A 16,957-nucleotide genomic window follows, 5' to 3' on the forward strand; every position below is an offset into this window, starting at 1 on the left:
CCTAATAATAAATTGAAATTTATAAAATTAAATTGTCAATAAGGCGCGTTTTTCCAAACTTAACAGCTAAAGCGATAATGAAAGAAGTAGGATGATCAGAAGAACGACTGATTGAATTTTCCAAGGGTTCCAGGGTCGGATATGCTAACACTTCAACGTAATCAATTTCAGCTAACGGAGCCGAAGCAATATGTTCAGTAACCAGCTCTTTCAGTTCTACTGAAGTATAAGAGCTATTCGCTTGTACGAAATCTTTTGCTTTCTCCAATGATTGCGACAACACAAGGGCCTGTTTACGTTCATCCACACTCAGATAAACATTTCTTGAACTCATCGCTAATCCGTTAGGCTCACGTAAAATTGGGCAAGGGATAATCTCTACAGGGATATTCAGATCATTAACCATCTGTTGGATCACAGCAACCTGCTGTGCATCTTTTAGTCCAAAAAAAGCTTGATCAGGCTGTACCAAATGGAACAGCTTACTGACCACTGTCGCAACACCGTCAAAATGACCAGGACGCGATGCCCCGCATAAACGAGAAGTAAGCCCTGTCACACTGACATTCGTGTGCATCGGTACTGGATACATCTCTTTAACCTCAGGTATAAAAACAATATCCACTCCCGCGGCTTCCGCTACTTGGAGATCTTGTTCGGTATTTCGAGGGTATTGCTCGAAATCTTCATTCGGCCCAAATTGCAGCGGATTAACGAAAATGCTTAATACGACTAGTCCGCTTTGCTGCCGAGCTTCGTTTAGCAAACTAGCATGCCCTTCGTGCAAGAACCCCATTGTCGGCACAAATCCAACGGACTGATCGTTGTTACGACGATACGAGCGAATGCGAGCTCGCAAATCGTTGATGGAATAAATGACTTCCATTGTCTTTACAGCACTCATCGCACCCACTACTCCTTATCTCCGTACAAATATTGAACAACATCATTATCCATATGAAAGGTATTTTCTGGAGCTGGGAAAGTACGCGACTTCACTTCTTTCACGTAATCGCTAATGCCTGCTCGAATAGTCTCCCCAATATTCGCGTACGTCTTTACGAATTTATTGGTTACATTGGCGGGTCCATATTGGAGGAGATCATGATAAACGAGTACCTGACCATCGCAATGCACGCCAGAGCCGATACCTATCGTCGGGATAGATAGCTCCTTCGTTATCCAAGTCGCCAGTTCTTCTGTCACCAATTCCAAAACAATCGCGCAAGCGCCTGCTTGTTCAAGCGCTTTAGCATCGCTCATTAGCTTCTCTGCTTGCTCAGAACTGCGTCCCTGGACTCGGAATCCGCCCAATTGGTGAACGGATTGAGGGGTAAGCCCGAGATGCCCTACAACGGGAACTCCTGCTTTAGTAATCGCCTCTACCGTTGCGGCAATTTCAGCACCGCCTTCAAGCTTGACCGCTCTTGCGCCGCCTTCTTGCATCAACCGAGCGACGCCTTGAAAGGTAACGTCAAGACTGCCGTGATACGTTAAGAAAGGCATATCCGTAACGATAAATGTGTTTCTAGCCCCTCTGGCTGCCGCTCGTGAATGATACACCATATCCTCTAAGGTTACTGGTAGCGTTGAGTCATAACCCAAGACGACATTGCCCAATGAGTCTCCGACGAGAATCATATCAATCCCTGCTTCTTCCGATAGCTTCGCGGACGGATAGTCATATGCCGTTACCATCGTAATCGGAACGCCGTCTTGCTTCATCTTTCTCATCTTCACTGTTGTCAAAGGCTTGCGTTGTTCCATGCGTATCCCAACTTTCCCTATAAAATAAAAAAACCTTTTAGCTTAGAGCTAAAAGGAGCGCATGCAGAAAGAATCCAATGATCCTTCTGTCTCGGTCCCTTAAGGCTCAGAGCAGAATCCAACATCTTGTTACGTAGTATGTCACCTATGAACATGTGTCAAACCAGAGTGCAATTCCCAAAGGATACCGCCTCAACATCAATTATACCAAAAGTTGCATACTTTTGATACTCCTACTTCAGTTCAATATCACCAGAATAAATCTTTACCTTTTCTCCTGCGCTTGTTACCACCGTCAACGCCCCTGAATCGTCGAGGGATTCCGCAATTCCTTCAACCACACCTGAATGCGTATGGGTCCGAATAGGACGATGAAGCGTAACACTTAAAGCTTCCCATAGCAAACGAATGGGTGCAAAACCTTTGTCCAAGTAAAGAGCGTAGAGTTCCTCAAATTCTAAAAGAAAAGCTTGTACGAGGGTTTCTCTTGGAATGACGGTTCCGGAAGCAATGGCTAAGGAGGTGGCAAGTGATCGAAGTTCCTCCGGGTAATCCTCCACCTTAAGATTCGCACTAATGCCAATCCCAGCGATCACATATTTCAGACGCTCATCCTCACCGCTGCTTTCCAAGAGAATTCCACTGACTTTCTTCCCGTCGATCAGGAGGTCATTGGGCCATTTGATGCCGATATTCACCTTTACCACTTTCTGAATCGATCTGCAAAGAGCCACTGCGCTAAGCAAAGTTAACTGCGGCATAAAGAAAACCGGGATCTGCGGCGTGAGAACCAAGCTCATCCATATCCCTTTCCCCCTTGGAGAATGCCATTTACGCCCCATTCTGCCTCTCCCCGATGTTTGAGACTCCGCCAATACTAAAGTGCCTTCAGGGGCGCCTGAGGCGACCAGAGCGTGTGCAATCGTCTGTGTGGAGTCTACTTCGCCATAAATATGCAGCTTCTTACCGAGCACCTTGGTTTGGAGCCCTGCTAACAACTTCGTCACGTTCCATTTGTCTGGTTTTGCAAGCAACCTGTATCCTTTGCGCGGAGCTGCTTCAAATGTGTAGCCTGCTTCGCGCAACGCTGCAATATGCTTCCAAATGGCTGTACGACTAACATTCAAGCTGCGGCTGATTTCTTCACCAGACACATAAGCGTTCGGATTTTGTTCAAATAAGGCTAAGATCCGTTCGTTCATCAATACTCACTCACGATCTATTGTAATTTCATTACTCTTATAAATCATAAAACCGCGCCGACGCTAGTTGCAAGCATCGCGCGCGGCGCATAGTAAAGCCTGGCGCTCATTTTGGATTTCGCCTAACGCTGTTAACTCCAAAAGCTGTAGAAGCAGCTTTCCCATCCAAGGGCCGGGCGGCTTGCCTGTCAGCTCCGCCAAATCTGTACCGGATAGGAGGAGATCTTTCAGACTGAAACAAGGAATCTCGCTCAGCCAGTCTTCCCCGTTCCGCAGCAAGGCTGGTACTATGCTTGAGCGAAAGCGTGCAAGTTCGCCGTCCGTTTCTCGATCTGGCTGCGGCAATACACGCAGCACACGTAGCAGCGTGCTCGCAGCAGCAGAGCCGTGGCGCACAGCTCCAAACTTCCAGGCACGCTCTAGCAAAGGCTGGTCTGCCGTGTCTGAAGCCGCGTCCTGTGTATCGCCGCCAAGCAGCTGCGCGGCCAGCGACTCGCGCAGGGCCAGCACGGCCACTACCGCGTCCATATCCGCACGGGAGAAGGTGAGCTCTTGGAGAGCTTGGCGAACGGAGTCCGCTGGCGTCTCCATCAGCATCAGCAGCAGAACCCAGCGGTCATGCTGCTCAGCAAGCGCGCTGACGACGTCCAGCGCGGCGTCGTGGGCGAGCCATCGCTCGAAGGGCAGCGGCAGCTGCTTTTTGAGATGCGCCGTCAAGCGGCTCGCCAAAAGCAACCGCACAGCCCTTGCCGGGGCTGGGCCTTCAACCATGCGCTGCAGCTCGCTGCGCACGCGCTCCATTGCGATGTGGCGCAGCAGCGAAGCCTGCGCCAACAGCGCAGCCCATGTTTTCGCCTCGATTTCCAGTTGATAGGTCGAGGCAAAACGAATGCAGCGAAGCATGCGCAGCGCATCTTCGCCAAATCGTTCCTCCGCGGCGCCAACGCAGCGGAGGATGCCATCCTCGATATCCTTTTGGCCGCCAAAAGGATCAAGCACTGCACCCGCCATATCCATCGCCATGGCATTCATTGTAAAGTCGCGACGTCTCAGATCCTCCGAAAGATCCGAGATATACGCTACAGATGTGGGTCGGCGGAAGTTTTCATACTGAGATTCTGTACGAAATGTCGTTACTTCGTAAGTCCCTTGTTTCAATATTACCGTAACCGTTCCGTGCTGCAACCCTGTTGGCGCCGTTCGCGGAAAGCATTCCATCACCTGCTCAGGCAACGCAGAGGTCGCGATATCAATATCCTTGATCGGCTTTTGGAGCACGGCATCACGCACGCATCCGCCAACCAAATACGCTTCGTATCCCGCCGCCATGAGTTGGGTAAGGACGTAATCCGCTCCATGATCAGATACTTTTTTCAGACCACCAACTGACATCATTGATTCAAACCCCTAACTACCCCATAGCCTTCTACTGACAAAACGAGTCAACAATACGATGAGATTCTGGCAATTCTCTTCCTAACACACGATAATAAATTTCTTCATATTGAACTGTGGTGATGTCATTGCAAAATGTATGCCGAGCGCGATATAAACAGTTCTGTACAACTTGCTCGTAATGCTCTGTATCAGTGAGTAGATGAATCACATGCTCGGCCATCTTCTCTGTATCTCCTGTTTCCGCTAAATAACCCGTCTCACCGTGCGTGATTAGCTCTGGGATGCCTCCGGCATTAGAGCCCACCGTTGGAACGCCGCAAGCCATCGCTTCCAACGCGACGAGTCCGAAGCTCTCCTTCTCCGACGGCAATAGCATGACATCCGCGAGTGAAATCACCTGCGCAACATCATCCTGCTTCCCGCAGAATGTCACCTTATCCGTAAGGCCAAGCTCCCTTACTTTCGAAATCATCTTCGACAAATCCGGGCCTTCCCCTACAAAGAGCAACCGTGAACGTACTGTTTTACTTACTTTCGCGAAAATTTCAATGACATCCTGGACGCGTTTAACCGGTCTGAAGTTGGATATATGAATCAGAATCTTCTCATCTGGTCGCGCAAACTCCCCACGAAGCTTTGAAATATCTCGCGGGTAATACACGCGTTTATCGACAAAATTGTAAGCTAAATCAATATCTCGATCAATATCGAGAGACTCTCTCGTCTCTTTGATTAAATCCTTCGAGACAGCCGTAACTGCATCACTCTCATTAATCGCATACCGAATTAAATCTGAGATGGAATGATCTTGTCCAAGTACCGTTATATCCGTCCCATGTAAGGTTGTTACGACTTTCAGTTTACTTCCAATCATTTGCTTAGCCAGTAGCGCGCACACCGCATGTGGAATTGCATAGTGCACGTGGAGCAGATCAAGATCCTCCATTTTGGCTACTTGTGCCAACTTACTCGCAAGTGAAAGATCATAAGGCGGATAACGGAATACATAGTATTCACTCACTTCCACCTCATGATAAAAAATATTTTTATGAAATTTACCTAATCGAAAAGGCATGCTGTGCGTAATAAAATGGACTTCATGCCCTTTCTCGGCAAGCAGCTTGCCAAGCTCCGTCGCAACAACGCCAGAGCCCCCTAGTGTTGGATAACAGGTAATTCCAATTTTCAGCTTATCGTTCATACCCTTCCTCATTTCCCAATCAGCTGAAGCGCTCTACCAGAAGCGGCAATCTCGAAACGAACCCTTCCGCGTAATGGATCATCCGTTTTTGACCCATAAGTCGATCACGCGCTTCTACTCGTTCTACATAACCCTGGTTAAGTGGTGTAGCCACCGTGTCTTGACCCGTTACAAACTGAGACCGGTAGGCGCTCAGCGCTGCAATTTTTTTATCGTAATAATCCGTTACATCTACCATAAGATCAGCTTCATAGACATCATTAATAAAGTAAAAATATAACTGCTGTACGTTCACAGGCTCAGTTTCAGGCGCGTACTTACGTAGCTTCGCATTGAAAACTGCCTCTTGAATCAAATGAGAGCAAGCAATATGGTCTGGATGACGATCCTGCCAATAAGGGGCAAAAACGATCTTAGGTCTATATTTCCGAATCTCCAAAGTGATTCGTTCAATACACGATTGGTTTAGCGACAAACCGCGATCGGGCAGCCCTAAATTGGAACGCATCGCTAATCCCATAATAGTCGCCGCTTCCTCGGCTTCTTCCATTCTCTTTTCCACCGTGCCATTGGAAGACATCTCCGCATAAGTTAAATCGCAAATACCAACTCTATCGCCTGCGGCTGTATGTTTGACAATCGTAGCTCCCATGCCGATCTCAGCATCATCTGCATGAGCGCCGAATATCAATATATCTAGGGGTTCACTCATTTTATTCAACATTCGAGGGCACCCGGTTTATATTTATGTACCAGCTCTCTCCAAGCGAAATCTCCGCGATCTACAGCACGAACTAACAATTCCGCAGTGGCCACATTAGTGGCGCATGGAATTCCCTGAACATCGCATAGACGTAGAAGTGCTATAATATCCGGTTCATGCGGCTGGGCCATTAACGGATCGCGAAGGAAAATAATCAGATCGATTTCATTTTCAGCTACTAAAGCACCTATCTGTTGATCTCCTCCAAGAGGACCCGACATAAAACGATGAACTTCTAAGCTCGTACTATCCATAATGCGCTGACCGGTCGTTCCGGTACCATATAACTTATGACCATCAAATACATGCTCGTAGGCGATAACAAAATTAACCATTTCATCTTTCTTTCGATCGTGCGCTATTAGTGCGATTTTCAACATGATGTAGTTACCACTCCTTAGGATTCGCCTTATCAATCATCTGTTCGTAAATCTGTTTTAATCAATAAAGTGCTCAAATCCATAGATCATGCCTGTATACGTCATTACTTTGCGAACGGCTATCGCTACGCCCGGCATATACGCAGCTCGATCATAAGAATCATGTCGAATTTTCAGCGACTGTCCGTGCTGAGCCATAACAACCTCTTGTTGAGCAAAAATACCAGGCAATCGCACACTATGTATTCTAAATCCATTGTAATACCCGCCGCGTGAGCCTTCAATCGTTTCTTCTTCTTTGGGATTGCCTTGACGCAGTTCTTCTCTTACTTCGGAGATTAGCTCTGCCGTTTTGACAGAAGTGCCAGAAGGCGCGTCCAGCTTCTGATCGCCATGATACTCAATGATTTCCAAATGAGGGAAGTATTTAGATGCTTGTGCTGCAAACTTCATCATCAAGATCGCTCCAATCGAGAAATTAGGAGCAATCAATCCCCCGATACTTTTCTCATGACAAAGCTTGTCCAAATCAATAATATCTTGAGGCGTGAAGCCTGTCGTTCCCATTACTGGACGTATGCCTAGACGAATAGCTAGGTTCGTATGTGAAGCTGCGGTTTGGGGTCCTGTGAAATCAACGAGAACATCTGCTCGTGATTCTACAAGAGCAAGTTCCAAATCATTTTGCATCTTCACGCCGCACTCATCTAAACCTACCATTCGGCCTAAATCAATTGGGCCGGAGGAGCGGTCCACACCAGTGGCTAATTCCATGTCCGGCTCTGTTAAAACTGTCTTTACAACTTCCCGCCCCATTCTTCCGCTTGCTCCGATGACTGCTACTCTAATTTTACGATCCATCTGTGTTAGCTCCTTTTTTATGTTTAAGCAACAACTATTTCATTTTTATTTTGTACTGCGCAGCTTGCTGCTTCGCGATTTCATGATGAGGCTCCAAACTGACAGCTTCCATGACCGTTTGATAAGCCCTAGAATAATCCTGTCTATTTGCAAATGCCTCAGCGAGAATCAAATAGGTTTCTATAGCCAGAGGATCTAATGCAATAGCTTCCTTCAACAAGAAAATCGCACGTTCTGCATGCTCCGACTTCACTTCCAGCTGCTTTTGTGCCATTTCGGCAAGTTCTCTTGCTCTAAGAACTTGCAAATGATAATGATAAGCTTCGTTGTTCTCTTTCAAATCTACTGCGATAATTGCGTGTTCAATTGCTTTTTGCAGCTTATTGCTTCTTGCATAAGTAATCGATAGCTTGTAATGATAGGCAGCATTGTATGGCTCAGCCGCTATTGCTTTCTCAAACCATTCAATGGCTTTTTCAAAATCATGACCAAGTATGGACTCGTAAGCTTTCTGTATTTGATTTTCTCCATTCATCTGCCCATCCTCCCTTCCAAAAGCTTTCCGTAAAAAAAACTGGCTTCGACAGCAAGAGCTTGTAAGACTCCCGCATATGGGGATGGTACAGTTTATGAAGCTTATGTGTTTTCGGTGTTAATTTTGGTCCACCTGTTCGCATCTCGTGTGTTGAATTTATGCATGACTTTATTATGAGCTTCCGTCAAATCAATACCAAGAGAGTTTGCAAAGCAGATCGTAATAAATAAAATATCACCTAATTCCAGCTCGATGGAGTTGTCAGCCTCCGATGCTTTTTTAGGCTTCTCTCCATGTGCGTGATTCACTTCTCTGGCCAATTCGCCTACTTCCTCGGACATTCTGGCGAGCATCGCTAATGGACTGAAATAACCTTCCTTAAACTGCGATATATAGCTATCCACTTCTTGCTGCATTTCTTTAAGTGTACGTTCTGACATGCTCACCCTTCTTTCTTTCATCACAACCGAACCTATCAGTTCCATGTTAAACTAAACAAGAAAAGTTGACAAATTTTTTTCATCGCAGAAACAAGCTATAATAATCTTTATATAATCAAATGGGGGTAAATGAATGATGTTCAAAGAGCGATTTGCTGATCGTTTCACCAATGTAGTCGCCATATTTATAGGTACTGCGATATATGCCTTTGGGCTGCACTATTTCGTCATTTCCAATGAATTGATGGAAGGAGGCGTTACAGGTATTTCCTTACTGCTGAAATACGTACTTAACGTTCCACCGTCCATTTCAACCTTAGTCATCAACATCCCTTTGTTTTACATTGGTTGGAGAAATTTTGGGAAGGAAGCTATGCTTTATACGATATTCGGTGTCGTTTGCTTGTCTTTCTTCCTTTGGGTAATGGAACTGTTGATTCGCAATCATTGGCTTATCCCGTTCCATACAACGCAGGATTACTTCCTTGCCACTCTCTATGCTGGTATAACGTTAGGTACAGGGCTTGGACTTGTATTCCGATTTGGAGGTACTACGGGCGGCTCTGACATACTAGCCAGAATTGGACATAAGAAAAGAGGATGGAGTGTAGGTCAAGTCATCCTTATTATTGACGTTATCGTGATCGGTTCCTCTTTTCTGTATTTACCGAAAGAAAAAGTTCTTTATTCTCTTGTCGCTGTTTTTGTAACCTCTCGAATTATCGATTACATATCCGAAGGCGCCTACGCGGCCAAAGCATTCACAATTATCAGCGACCACGCGAATACGCTAGCTCAATCGATTACCAAAGAATTAGACAGAGGAGTTACCTTATTCCCCGCTAGAGGCGCTTATTCAGGCAATAATAAGGAAGTCGTCTACTGTGTCGTCTATCGGTATGAAACGAGAAGAATGCGCGAGCTGATTAAATCCATTGATCCTCAAGCATTTATAATTATAGGCGAAGTACATGACGTACTTGGCGAGGGTTTCAAAACGCAATGAGGATACATACAAAAATCCCGTCCAGGGCAGCTGCAGTGGACGGGATTTTTTGTATTTACCTATGTTCGCTTTCTCTTGGTTGTTTCACAGGAACAACATTTCTTCCAGATTGGTACATGCGCCAGCCTGCAAAAGAAAGCACACTTATAATGATAAGTCCAATACCTATTGACCAAATAATGGGCTGCTGTGGATCCGCTAAAGAGACCAAAGCAAGAGTGTCTTTATGTTTCATAAACAATTCATTGATGACTTGTTGAAGATGTTCAATCCCATTCTCTAATTGCCGAGTGGGCAAAGGACTATTATTCAAGTTATTATTAAAGAAAATTAACAGTGAATCCAATTTCTCCACATCCGAGGGCTCACGGCTTATGAGTATAGAAGGATGAATAACCCCAATATGTTGCGACATTGCACCAAAGTCACTTAAAGCGACTTGCTGATCATCCGACTTAACCGCTTTACTAAGCAAATTGATGTCATTTTGCAATACTTTATAATATTGAAGCCACATTGGCTGATTCTTGTGTGTAAGCGCATCTGTGGCTAAGCGAATTTTGGCAACTGCAAGCTGACCCTCCGCAGGTGAATAGCTTACACTGTTAAACACCCGCTTTGCTTGCGTTATCGTCTCCGTTAGCGCATTCAAGCCTTCTACCGATGTCGCCCCTTCAAATCGAATTTTCGGAATTTGATCCGATAATTGCAATAATTTACTCCGAGCTTCCGCGACTTGGCCATCCATCGTTTTTTTATACATGTCATCGGCAATTTGATTCATAAGCTCCATTTTTTGCAGTTGTTCAGGGTCTACTTGCACGATGGCTTGCTCTTTGGTGCTTGGGATGGCTCCGCAGGCCGTGCTCACACTAACTACGATCAGAATCAGCAACATCGTTGCCAACCCTTTCACGCCGGAATAAACAAACATGGGACATTCCCTCCTTCACCATCATCTTATGGAGGTTTGTCCCAAATTAGACCATCTATGTAGTTGAATTTTTGTTCGCATCCCTTGTCCGTTTAAAAGCGATGGCGATTACAATACCTGTAATGCTTAAACCGACCGTAAACCATTTAATCACGTTTAAATCATCCCACAGCTCTCTGGCCAAACGAGGAAAGATCCCTCTTCCGTAATCCATGAAATCGTTCCAAAAAGTCCATATCGCTACAAGTATAACAGCTGGCATCTTATGGGTGTACCATCTGGCAAAAAGCAACGCTTCTACCGCCATAGCCAAATGCGAAGCCGTAAGCATCCAGCCATCCCATCCGACAGGAACACCTTGCCATGCACCTGCCCAAATCATAGCGACAGCCCAGATGCCATATTTAAACGAAGTAATGAGTGCGAACGCTTCCACAAAGCCGCGGAAAGCTCTGTACACCTTACTGCGTTGTGTATGAGACGATGGATTCAGCAATAAATAGGCGACTGAGCCCGTAAAAAACAAGCTTGCTGTAGGGCTATCAGGCACAAAAATAACGTACCAGATTGGATTCTCGGCAATGGTATCTACCATTTGCCCCCAATACCATTCATACCCATATACCGTCCCAAAGAAATTACAGATGAGCAGCAGCCACAGCATTTTTTTGTTTAGCAATAAAGACTTACTCCATAAATAAGAGAGTGATAACCCTTGCTGCAAGCAAACTCCTCCTTAGGTATAATTAGCATTTAAAAAAACCTGATCGCTTCCGCGACCAGGTTCTGTTACTTTACTGAACTTTTTGTTTGGATAACCAATCAGTCAGCTTGTCAATATCTGCATCCGTTAAGCCTTTATCAATGTTAGCTTGATACTGCTTGCCCATATTGCCTTTGCCGTTCTTGACGATTCCCATAATTTCTTCTTTGGAATGCTTATCACCGATACCTAACAAAGCTGGGACGCCTGAAGCCGGCATTCCTTTCAATCCAGCGCCATGACAAGATAAGCAAGTTGCTTTCTTGTAAATTTCTGCACCTGGGTCGTCTGCTGCGACAATAGCTGCAGCTTTCTTCGTTTCTTTAGCACCGCCGCCGCTCTTAGCGCCTTTATTAGCGTTCATTTCTTCCTCACGCTTAATATGCTCAGGAACGATATTTTTTTCTTTTAACTCCACTTGATAGTGAGACCATGAAGTGTATGTTAAATACGTACATGCAACTAATGACAAGATCATTAAAGAAGAAGCAATTGGTCTTCTGTAAAAGCGGCGTTCTTTCCCTGTATCCAAGAAAGGGGCAAGAAGCAAGCCACCGAACAACAATCCTGGAACAATTACAGCCCCTAGAACAACGTATTCACCCGAAGTATACGGGTATTTCAGTAATTGATACATAAACAAGAAATACCAATCCGGCATTGGAATAAACGCCGTGTTTTTGGGATCTGCTGGATAACCCAGTGGAGCAGGGTCAGACATAACCAATACTAGCATACCAACTAATACGACAACCCCAACCATCCATTCTTTTAAAAGGAAGTTAGGTATAAACGCTTCTGACTTTCCCGGATACGCTGAATAATCTCTAGGAATCAATCTTTGCTCTTGCGTTTTCTTAACTACGCGGGAATCCCCAACGTAAACAATTTTTTCGTCAGACTTATGACCATGCGCCACGCATTGACCCTCCTTTCAATTATAGCGGTCCGGAAATACCTTGTTTGCGAATCATAAAGAAGTGTCCGGCAAGCAAAGCGAGCAAAACGCCAGGCAGGAAGAACACGTGAATAGCAAAGAAGCGAGTCAGTGTTTGTGCACCAACGATTTCTCCACCTTGAAGCAACGTCTGAATGTACTGTCCCGCGAACGGTACGGACGCTGCGATTTTGATACCAACTTGCGTAGCAAAGTAAGCTTTGTTATCCCATGGAAGTAGGTATCCTGTAAAGCCAAGACCTAGCATTACGAAGAAAATCAGCATGCCTACAACCCAGTTCATTTCACGTGGAGCCTTATAAGATCCAGTAAAGAACACGCGCAGGGTATGTAAGAACATCATAACGATAACAAGACTGGCTCCCCAATGGTGCATACCTCTTACGATCACACCGAAAGCCACTTTATGTTGCAGATAGTCTACGCTGGCATAAGCGTTAATAATATCAGGCGTGTAGTACATAGTTAAGAACATGCCTGACAAAATTTGAATAACTGTAATGAAAAACGTCAATCCGCCGAAGCAATATACGAACGCGGAAAAATGATGAGCAGGGTTTACGTGCTCTGGAACCTCGTGGTCTGCTACATCCCTCCACATTGGCGTAATATCAAGACGTTCGTCAATCCAGTTGTATACATTTTTAAACATCTGATCGTGACGCCTCCTTATACTCTTGTGTTAGCATGTAGTTGTCCCACGTAAACGAAACCATTCTCTACTTTAGTCGTATATTGGTCCAATGGCTTTGGCGCTACTGCAAGGTTCTTACCGTCTTGCGTATAGTGAGCACCGTGGCAAGGACAAAAATACTGATCTTTGTAGGCAGGGTTGTCGTTCCAGTTGACCGTACATCCAAGGTGCTTACAGGTTGGGTTTAATGCAAAAAGCTCGCCTTTGCTGTCCTTGGAAATCCAAGCGACAAGTTCAGCATCACTTTCGTACCAGCCATCTACCTGGTGGATTTGGAACGTAAACGATTGTGGTACATTTGTAATTTTGCTTTCTTCGACAACTTTGATCCAATCCGATGCTTTCGTCTTTTGAAGGACAGGATCAACAGCAAACCTCAGCATCGGTATGATGATACCCGCTGCCATGAATCCCCCAGCGCCACCAAGGGTGTAAGAAAGAAATTGTCGACGGGACATTTCGCGTTTTGTCCCCGGTTTCTTCCCATGCTGCTCTTCATTGTGATTGTTGTGGTCACTCATTCTCAGGTCTACCCTCCTACATTGGCCGACGTCCGAACCCTCTCGGACGCTCCGTTACCTCTATCACGTGTCGTTCGACATTACACTACATAACTAGGACATTACTAATAATAGCCTACGACCTCTAGGGCGTCAAGAATCCATAACTCCTTTTCAAGTACTGAAATCTTGGGCTTCGGACAAATTTTAACGAAATTGTCACAACTTTGTGAAAGCCAAAGAAAACGATTACTCCCCTTAGCCTGCGCAATTTTTTTTCCAATAATACGCTCTGAAGTGAAAGTTAATCCCCTTGTTGCCATAACTGCTGGACTTGACTAGAAATACGCATTTTTAATTCCTTAGCATTGCTCGTCCACTCTTGCTTATCAACGACGATTATCAGGTCGGTCTGCTCTGTCTTCCACTCAACAGCTTCTTTATGTATAGAGAGCACGATTACATATCGAAATCCAGCATGTTTCAATTGACGACTTATGGCTTCCAATTGTTCCTTCATATGAAGGCCTGTCACATAATGAAGTGCTGGGTAAGTCACTACCCTTCCCTTAAAAGGGATCTCGATGGTTTCCAAGGCGTCTCGAAGATCTTCTAATGCAGTTGTTGTCTGTATGGGATCCTCGAAACCTTTCAGTCCAGTTAGCGGCAGTAAACATGTGTCCAAATACGGCTTAAGATCCGACCATTGTTCTTTCTCAATTTCACTAAATTTCATGCAGCGGCCCTCCCCTATCTTTTACAAAAGAAGAGCTTGCTATGTAAGTTAGCAAGCTCTAAGTGATACTTTAATTCGTCATTCCCTCACTGTCAATTGAAATAGCCGATTGTTTACGAAGAGCACGTAGCGCTTGCTCCAAATCCTGCTGTTTAATAACGACATATGGACTTTCCCACTCACCTTTCAAATGAATGTAATTTACATTGGCTGGCTTAATCGCTCTATATGAGCTTGTGAAATTGCGAAGTTCATCTGCTGGAATATCCGTTTTCACGGAATTTCCGATAATGTCAAACATTTTTCCCCATGCCGTAAGCCCATTTAATGAAGTAAGCTGTTCGAGCAATTGATTGAGGACGAGTTGTTCTCTTTGATTTCGTTCCAAATCTGATGACTCCGCAGTCCCTAAATTCGATTTACGATATCTAATGAAGTCCAAGACTTGCTTACCGTCCAGATGTTGAATCCCTTTGTCCAAATGAATATTCGTACCATCGCTAACATCTTCATATCTCATATTCATATCGACTTGAACTGTCATTCCACCCAGCTGATCGATCATTTTTCGAAATCCATCAAAATTAATAACCGCCATATAATCAATAGGCACTTTATATAGATGGCTGAATAACTTCTTCGTCTCATAAATCGCTGTTGCTTTATTTTTATTCGAGTAATACGCGTAGAAATAATTAGCTTTATGCGAATTCTCTAATCCAGACTCCTCTGCTTTTACTTCTAAATCCCTGGGAATTGAAACAACCGTTGCTTGGTGCGAAATGGGGTTGACACTGAATAACATCATCACATCCGTATTCAGTGACCCTTCGCTCCCTTCACGCTCATCAATCGCGGTTAACAAGAACGTAAGTGGCTCATCGATCAGATTTGTTGTTTGTTGAAGTGAAACCATGTTTTTGGTTTTTTGCAATGTCTTAGGCGCAGCTATCTGGTCTATCGTTTGATTCAATTTATTGTATAAATAGAGCGCATAAACCGACCCAGAGCCAATCAGTAACCCTGTAAGCACTAAAAATGCGATGAATGCGCGGCGCCATTGAGGCTTCCAAAATTTCATTTTCATATTCGTTCTCCTCGTGTTCTATTATCATCGTACATCTAATTGACGAAGGATAATACGAATTAGTTCTCTTTTTGGAAGTACAATCAGTTACTCGGCATAAAAAAGGCACGTGAATTAGCTTCACATGCCTTTTCAGACGAACAAATGGAAGGTGCCAGTTATTATGCACTAACCCAAAGATTGCAAGATTTTCAGCTCTGATGTAAGGGCTAGAAACGTTTCTTGATCCCCCATTGCTAAAGCACAGTCAATCTCTTTATAGAGATTTTCCTCTTTATATTTGCGAATAGCATCGTCCCATACGATCTCCGCGAGAAGTGCCAACAGCGCATCATTAGATACATTCATTTTTCCCATAGGACCTACCTCCAAATGTTGTCCGCGGTTTGTAAGGAGCTTCTATTTTCGTCGTAAATATTCATTTAGCAACTCATCAAGTATGTGCGATATGCATGTATGCTCCTACTAAAGCATATTCACATGATCCCCTACCGTTTCCTGCAATCGCCCTCTTCGGAAGGAATGTGTCTTTACCTAGTTCTCCGCGTTTCAAAAACCTTTTATCGTGCCTCGTTGATCTAGCATATATACGATTTTGTCATCCTCAGTCACATAGGTTCCTTGAATGACGCTGCTTCCAAGCTTGCTGACTTGTACGACTTTGCCATGTTCCTCATCTTCACCAATTCGAATTAAGCCCAAATGCATCATCATCTGCAAAAGGCGTTGTTCGAATATGGACTCCGAAGTATCGTAATAAAACGGCTTAATGAGCTTGCAGAGCACTTCACCGAGCGATGCTGTTGTTACCCATTGACTTCCTAAACGGTCTATCCAATGCGAGAGAGCTTGTACATTAGGAATCGCATTCTTATAGAGTCGTAGCCAAAATCGATAAACCTCAGCAAAATTTTCTTTTTGCCCATCCTGCAATCTCACTTTCCCTAAATGGGTCAACTGGAGTTCTTGTGCTTGTTCAGTAATAAGCTGGTGGTAATAGCAGTAGTCATAGATGAGTGAGAATCGATTGGGGTATTCCTTAAACAAGCGACCATATCCAAACCGCCAAGCTCCTTTAAGCACCATCTCTTCTTGAACAGACATTCTTTCAAGGATTTGTTGGAGTTGTCGCTTATACATGGTTCCTTCGCTAGTCAACGGAACTTCCCGCTGCGCAGCGACATAAGTCAAGAATTGGTAAATGTCATCAACGATTAGCAATTGTTCATCACAATAAACGCTAGGTTCTCTGGCGAGGTGCAACGTCACTCTAAATTGGCTTGTTAGAACATCGTTAAATCTTTTTTTTAAGTCTTTTGGAACATGGTACAAATACTTTGTTTGCTGAGAGTACCCATTAAATAACCAACCTAGACTCTTAAATTTGCTAATCATCTCGCGCGGATTCCACTCTCCCTTCTCGGATTTATAGAATCTCGACTGTTGAACTCTAGCGACTAGCTCTTCCAAACTAAAGGCATTTCGCTGATCAAAGAGCAAAGAATTAAGAAACCGAATGTCTTCCAGATTCAAGCTGTGAACATGCTTCTCAAAAATCTCTCTACGGAGCGCTGTGCTTAAAATAGACTGAATCAAATCATTCTTGGAATGACCGTTACATTCGCATTCATAGGTTTGGGCAATTCTACTCAATTCATGGATATCGGCATAGCTGAGCATATCCGCTAGGTTCATTTCCATCTCAAAGCCCCCCAGTTGCGAAGCTTACAGC

At 44.6% G+C, this 16,957-nt stretch carries 20 protein-coding genes; 1 reads left to right on the forward strand and 19 read right to left on the reverse strand.

The genetic code is table 11. From position 1 onward, the window contains the following. Positions 1–19 precede the first annotated feature (19 nt). The 10 genes from panC to GK047_RS08495 form a co-directional block, all read right to left on the reverse strand. Complete coding sequence (gene panC / locus GK047_RS08450) at positions 20–886, reverse strand: pantoate--beta-alanine ligase (RefSeq protein ID WP_163945240.1); 867 nt, start codon at positions 884–886, stop codon at positions 20–22. Positions 887–912: 26 nt separating this feature from the next. Further along, positions 913–1,767: a 3-methyl-2-oxobutanoate hydroxymethyltransferase gene (gene panB, locus GK047_RS08455; protein WP_163944169.1), complete on the reverse strand. Its 855-nt coding sequence runs from the start codon at positions 1,765–1,767 to the stop codon at positions 913–915. Between the two features lie 233 nt (positions 1,768–2,000). Beyond that, positions 2,001–2,969 carry a biotin--[acetyl-CoA-carboxylase] ligase gene (locus GK047_RS08460; protein ID WP_163944172.1) on the reverse strand — a complete coding sequence of 323 codons (969 nt, stop codon included), beginning with the start codon at positions 2,967–2,969 and terminating at the stop codon, positions 2,001–2,003. A 63-nt stretch (positions 2,970–3,032) separates the two neighbouring features. Next, a complete protein-coding gene (locus tag GK047_RS08465; protein ID WP_240343858.1) occupies positions 3,033–4,364 on the reverse strand; it encodes a CCA tRNA nucleotidyltransferase in 1,332 nt (443 codons plus the stop codon). 31 nt (positions 4,365–4,395) lie between these two features. Continuing rightward, a complete protein-coding gene (gene bshA / locus GK047_RS08470) occupies positions 4,396–5,568 on the reverse strand; it encodes an N-acetyl-alpha-D-glucosaminyl L-malate synthase BshA (protein ID WP_163944175.1) in 1,173 nt (390 codons plus the stop codon). A 19-nt stretch (positions 5,569–5,587) separates the two neighbouring features. Next, positions 5,588–6,292, reverse strand: a complete 705-nt coding sequence (gene bshB1 / locus GK047_RS08475) for a bacillithiol biosynthesis deacetylase BshB1 (RefSeq protein WP_240343859.1) — start codon at positions 6,290–6,292, stop codon at positions 5,588–5,590. Continuing rightward, positions 6,286–6,711, reverse strand: coding sequence for a methylglyoxal synthase (locus GK047_RS08480; protein ID WP_163944177.1), 426 nt, complete (start codon positions 6,709–6,711; stop codon positions 6,286–6,288). The genes bshB1 and GK047_RS08480 overlap by 7 nt, the downstream gene beginning before the upstream one ends. A gap of 57 nt (positions 6,712–6,768) precedes the next feature. After that, on the reverse strand, positions 6,769–7,572 hold the full coding sequence (gene dapB, locus GK047_RS08485) for a 4-hydroxy-tetrahydrodipicolinate reductase (RefSeq protein ID WP_163944181.1): 804 nt from the start codon (positions 7,570–7,572) through the stop codon (positions 6,769–6,771). Between the two features lie 34 nt (positions 7,573–7,606). Further along, on the reverse strand, positions 7,607–8,107 hold the full coding sequence (locus GK047_RS08490; protein ID WP_163944184.1) for a tetratricopeptide repeat protein: 501 nt from the start codon (positions 8,105–8,107) through the stop codon (positions 7,607–7,609). 101 nt (positions 8,108–8,208) lie between these two features. Next, positions 8,209–8,547 (reverse strand): nucleotide pyrophosphohydrolase, encoded by a 339-nt coding sequence (locus tag GK047_RS08495; protein WP_163945249.1) that lies wholly within the window; start codon positions 8,545–8,547, stop codon positions 8,209–8,211. 133 nt (positions 8,548–8,680) lie between these two features. Between GK047_RS08495 and GK047_RS08500 the strand changes: the two genes are divergently transcribed. Next, positions 8,681–9,553 carry a YitT family protein gene (locus GK047_RS08500; RefSeq protein ID WP_163944186.1) on the forward strand — a complete coding sequence of 291 codons (873 nt, stop codon included), beginning with the start codon at positions 8,681–8,683 and terminating at the stop codon, positions 9,551–9,553. A 55-nt stretch (positions 9,554–9,608) separates the two neighbouring features. Here GK047_RS08500 and GK047_RS08505 read toward each other — a convergent pair whose 3' ends face one another. The 9 genes from GK047_RS08505 to GK047_RS08545 all read right to left on the reverse strand — a co-directional run bounded on the left by GK047_RS08505 (position 9,609) and on the right by GK047_RS08545 (position 16,920). Then, the gene (locus GK047_RS08505) at positions 9,609–10,487 is read right to left on the reverse strand and encodes a sporulation protein YpjB (protein ID WP_163944189.1); all 879 of its coding nucleotides are present in this window, start codon (positions 10,485–10,487) and stop codon (positions 9,609–9,611) included. Between the two features lie 55 nt (positions 10,488–10,542). Then, complete coding sequence (locus tag GK047_RS08510; protein WP_346010306.1) at positions 10,543–11,211, reverse strand: DUF1405 domain-containing protein; 669 nt, start codon at positions 11,209–11,211, stop codon at positions 10,543–10,545. A 70-nt stretch (positions 11,212–11,281) separates the two neighbouring features. Continuing rightward, positions 11,282–12,169 carry a c-type cytochrome gene (locus tag GK047_RS08515; protein ID WP_163944192.1) on the reverse strand — a complete coding sequence of 296 codons (888 nt, stop codon included), beginning with the start codon at positions 12,167–12,169 and terminating at the stop codon, positions 11,282–11,284. Between the two features lie 19 nt (positions 12,170–12,188). Continuing rightward, the gene (gene qcrB / locus GK047_RS08520) at positions 12,189–12,860 is read right to left on the reverse strand and encodes a menaquinol-cytochrome c reductase cytochrome b subunit (RefSeq protein ID WP_163944195.1); all 672 of its coding nucleotides are present in this window, start codon (positions 12,858–12,860) and stop codon (positions 12,189–12,191) included. Between the two features lie 17 nt (positions 12,861–12,877). Beyond that, complete coding sequence (locus tag GK047_RS08525; RefSeq protein WP_163944198.1) at positions 12,878–13,423, reverse strand: QcrA and Rieske domain-containing protein; 546 nt, start codon at positions 13,421–13,423, stop codon at positions 12,878–12,880. A gap of 283 nt (positions 13,424–13,706) precedes the next feature. Continuing rightward, entirely contained in the window at positions 13,707–14,138 is a 432-nt protein-coding gene (locus GK047_RS08530) for a DUF2487 family protein (protein ID WP_163944201.1), read from the reverse strand. Positions 14,139–14,208: 70 nt separating this feature from the next. Next, positions 14,209–15,225, reverse strand: a complete 1,017-nt coding sequence (locus GK047_RS08535; RefSeq protein WP_163944204.1) for an LCP family protein — start codon at positions 15,223–15,225, stop codon at positions 14,209–14,211. A 168-nt stretch (positions 15,226–15,393) separates the two neighbouring features. After that, a complete protein-coding gene (locus tag GK047_RS08540) occupies positions 15,394–15,582 on the reverse strand; it encodes an IDEAL domain-containing protein (RefSeq protein ID WP_163944207.1) in 189 nt (62 codons plus the stop codon). A gap of 192 nt (positions 15,583–15,774) precedes the next feature. Further along, complete coding sequence (locus tag GK047_RS08545; RefSeq protein WP_163945255.1) at positions 15,775–16,920, reverse strand: hypothetical protein; 1,146 nt, start codon at positions 16,918–16,920, stop codon at positions 15,775–15,777. Positions 16,921–16,957: the final 37 nt, after the last annotated feature.

Origin of the sequence: Paenibacillus sp. SYP-B3998 (genome assembly GCF_010820665.1) — a bacterium.
Taxonomy (GTDB): domain Bacteria; phylum Bacillota; class Bacilli; order Paenibacillales; family NBRC-103111; genus Paenibacillus_E.

What these genes read in the sequence shown, in the direction of transcription:
- panC (WP_163945240.1), bottom strand. Translation starts at nt 886, where the DNA reads ATGGAAGTCATTTATTCCATCAACGATTTGCGAGCTCGCATTCGCTCG.
- panB (WP_163944169.1), bottom strand. Translation starts at nt 1,767, where the DNA reads ATGGAACAACGCAAGCCTTTGACAACAGTGAAGATGAGAAAGATGAAG.
- GK047_RS08460 (WP_163944172.1), bottom strand. Translation starts at nt 2,969, where the DNA reads ATGAACGAACGGATCTTAGCCTTATTTGAACAAAATCCGAACGCTTAT.
- GK047_RS08465 (WP_240343858.1), bottom strand. Translation starts at nt 4,364, where the DNA reads ATGATGTCAGTTGGTGGTCTGAAAAAAGTATCTGATCATGGAGCGGAT.
- bshA (WP_163944175.1), bottom strand. Translation starts at nt 5,568, where the DNA reads ATGAACGATAAGCTGAAAATTGGAATTACCTGTTATCCAACACTAGGG.
- bshB1 (WP_240343859.1), bottom strand. Translation starts at nt 6,292, where the DNA reads ATGTTGAATAAAATGAGTGAACCCCTAGATATATTGATATTCGGCGCT.
- GK047_RS08480 (WP_163944177.1), bottom strand. Translation starts at nt 6,711, where the DNA reads ATGTTGAAAATCGCACTAATAGCGCACGATCGAAAGAAAGATGAAATG.
- dapB (WP_163944181.1), bottom strand. Translation starts at nt 7,572, where the DNA reads ATGGATCGTAAAATTAGAGTAGCAGTCATCGGAGCAAGCGGAAGAATG.
- GK047_RS08490 (WP_163944184.1), bottom strand. Translation starts at nt 8,107, where the DNA reads ATGAATGGAGAAAATCAAATACAGAAAGCTTACGAGTCCATACTTGGT.
- GK047_RS08495 (WP_163945249.1), bottom strand. Translation starts at nt 8,547, where the DNA reads ATGTCAGAACGTACACTTAAAGAAATGCAGCAAGAAGTGGATAGCTAT.
- GK047_RS08500 (WP_163944186.1), top strand. Translation starts at nt 8,681, where the DNA reads ATGATGTTCAAAGAGCGATTTGCTGATCGTTTCACCAATGTAGTCGCC.
- GK047_RS08505 (WP_163944189.1), bottom strand. Translation starts at nt 10,487, where the DNA reads ATGTTTGTTTATTCCGGCGTGAAAGGGTTGGCAACGATGTTGCTGATT.
- qcrB (WP_163944195.1), bottom strand. Translation starts at nt 12,860, where the DNA reads ATGTTTAAAAATGTATACAACTGGATTGACGAACGTCTTGATATTACG.
- GK047_RS08525 (WP_163944198.1), bottom strand. Translation starts at nt 13,423, where the DNA reads ATGAGTGACCACAACAATCACAATGAAGAGCAGCATGGGAAGAAACCG.
- GK047_RS08530 (WP_163944201.1), bottom strand. Translation starts at nt 14,138, where the DNA reads ATGAAATTTAGTGAAATTGAGAAAGAACAATGGTCGGATCTTAAGCCG.
- GK047_RS08535 (WP_163944204.1), bottom strand. Translation starts at nt 15,225, where the DNA reads ATGAAAATGAAATTTTGGAAGCCTCAATGGCGCCGCGCATTCATCGCA.
- GK047_RS08540 (WP_163944207.1), bottom strand. Translation starts at nt 15,582, where the DNA reads ATGGGAAAAATGAATGTATCTAATGATGCGCTGTTGGCACTTCTCGCG.
- GK047_RS08545 (WP_163945255.1), bottom strand. Translation starts at nt 16,920, where the DNA reads ATGAACCTAGCGGATATGCTCAGCTATGCCGATATCCATGAATTGAGT.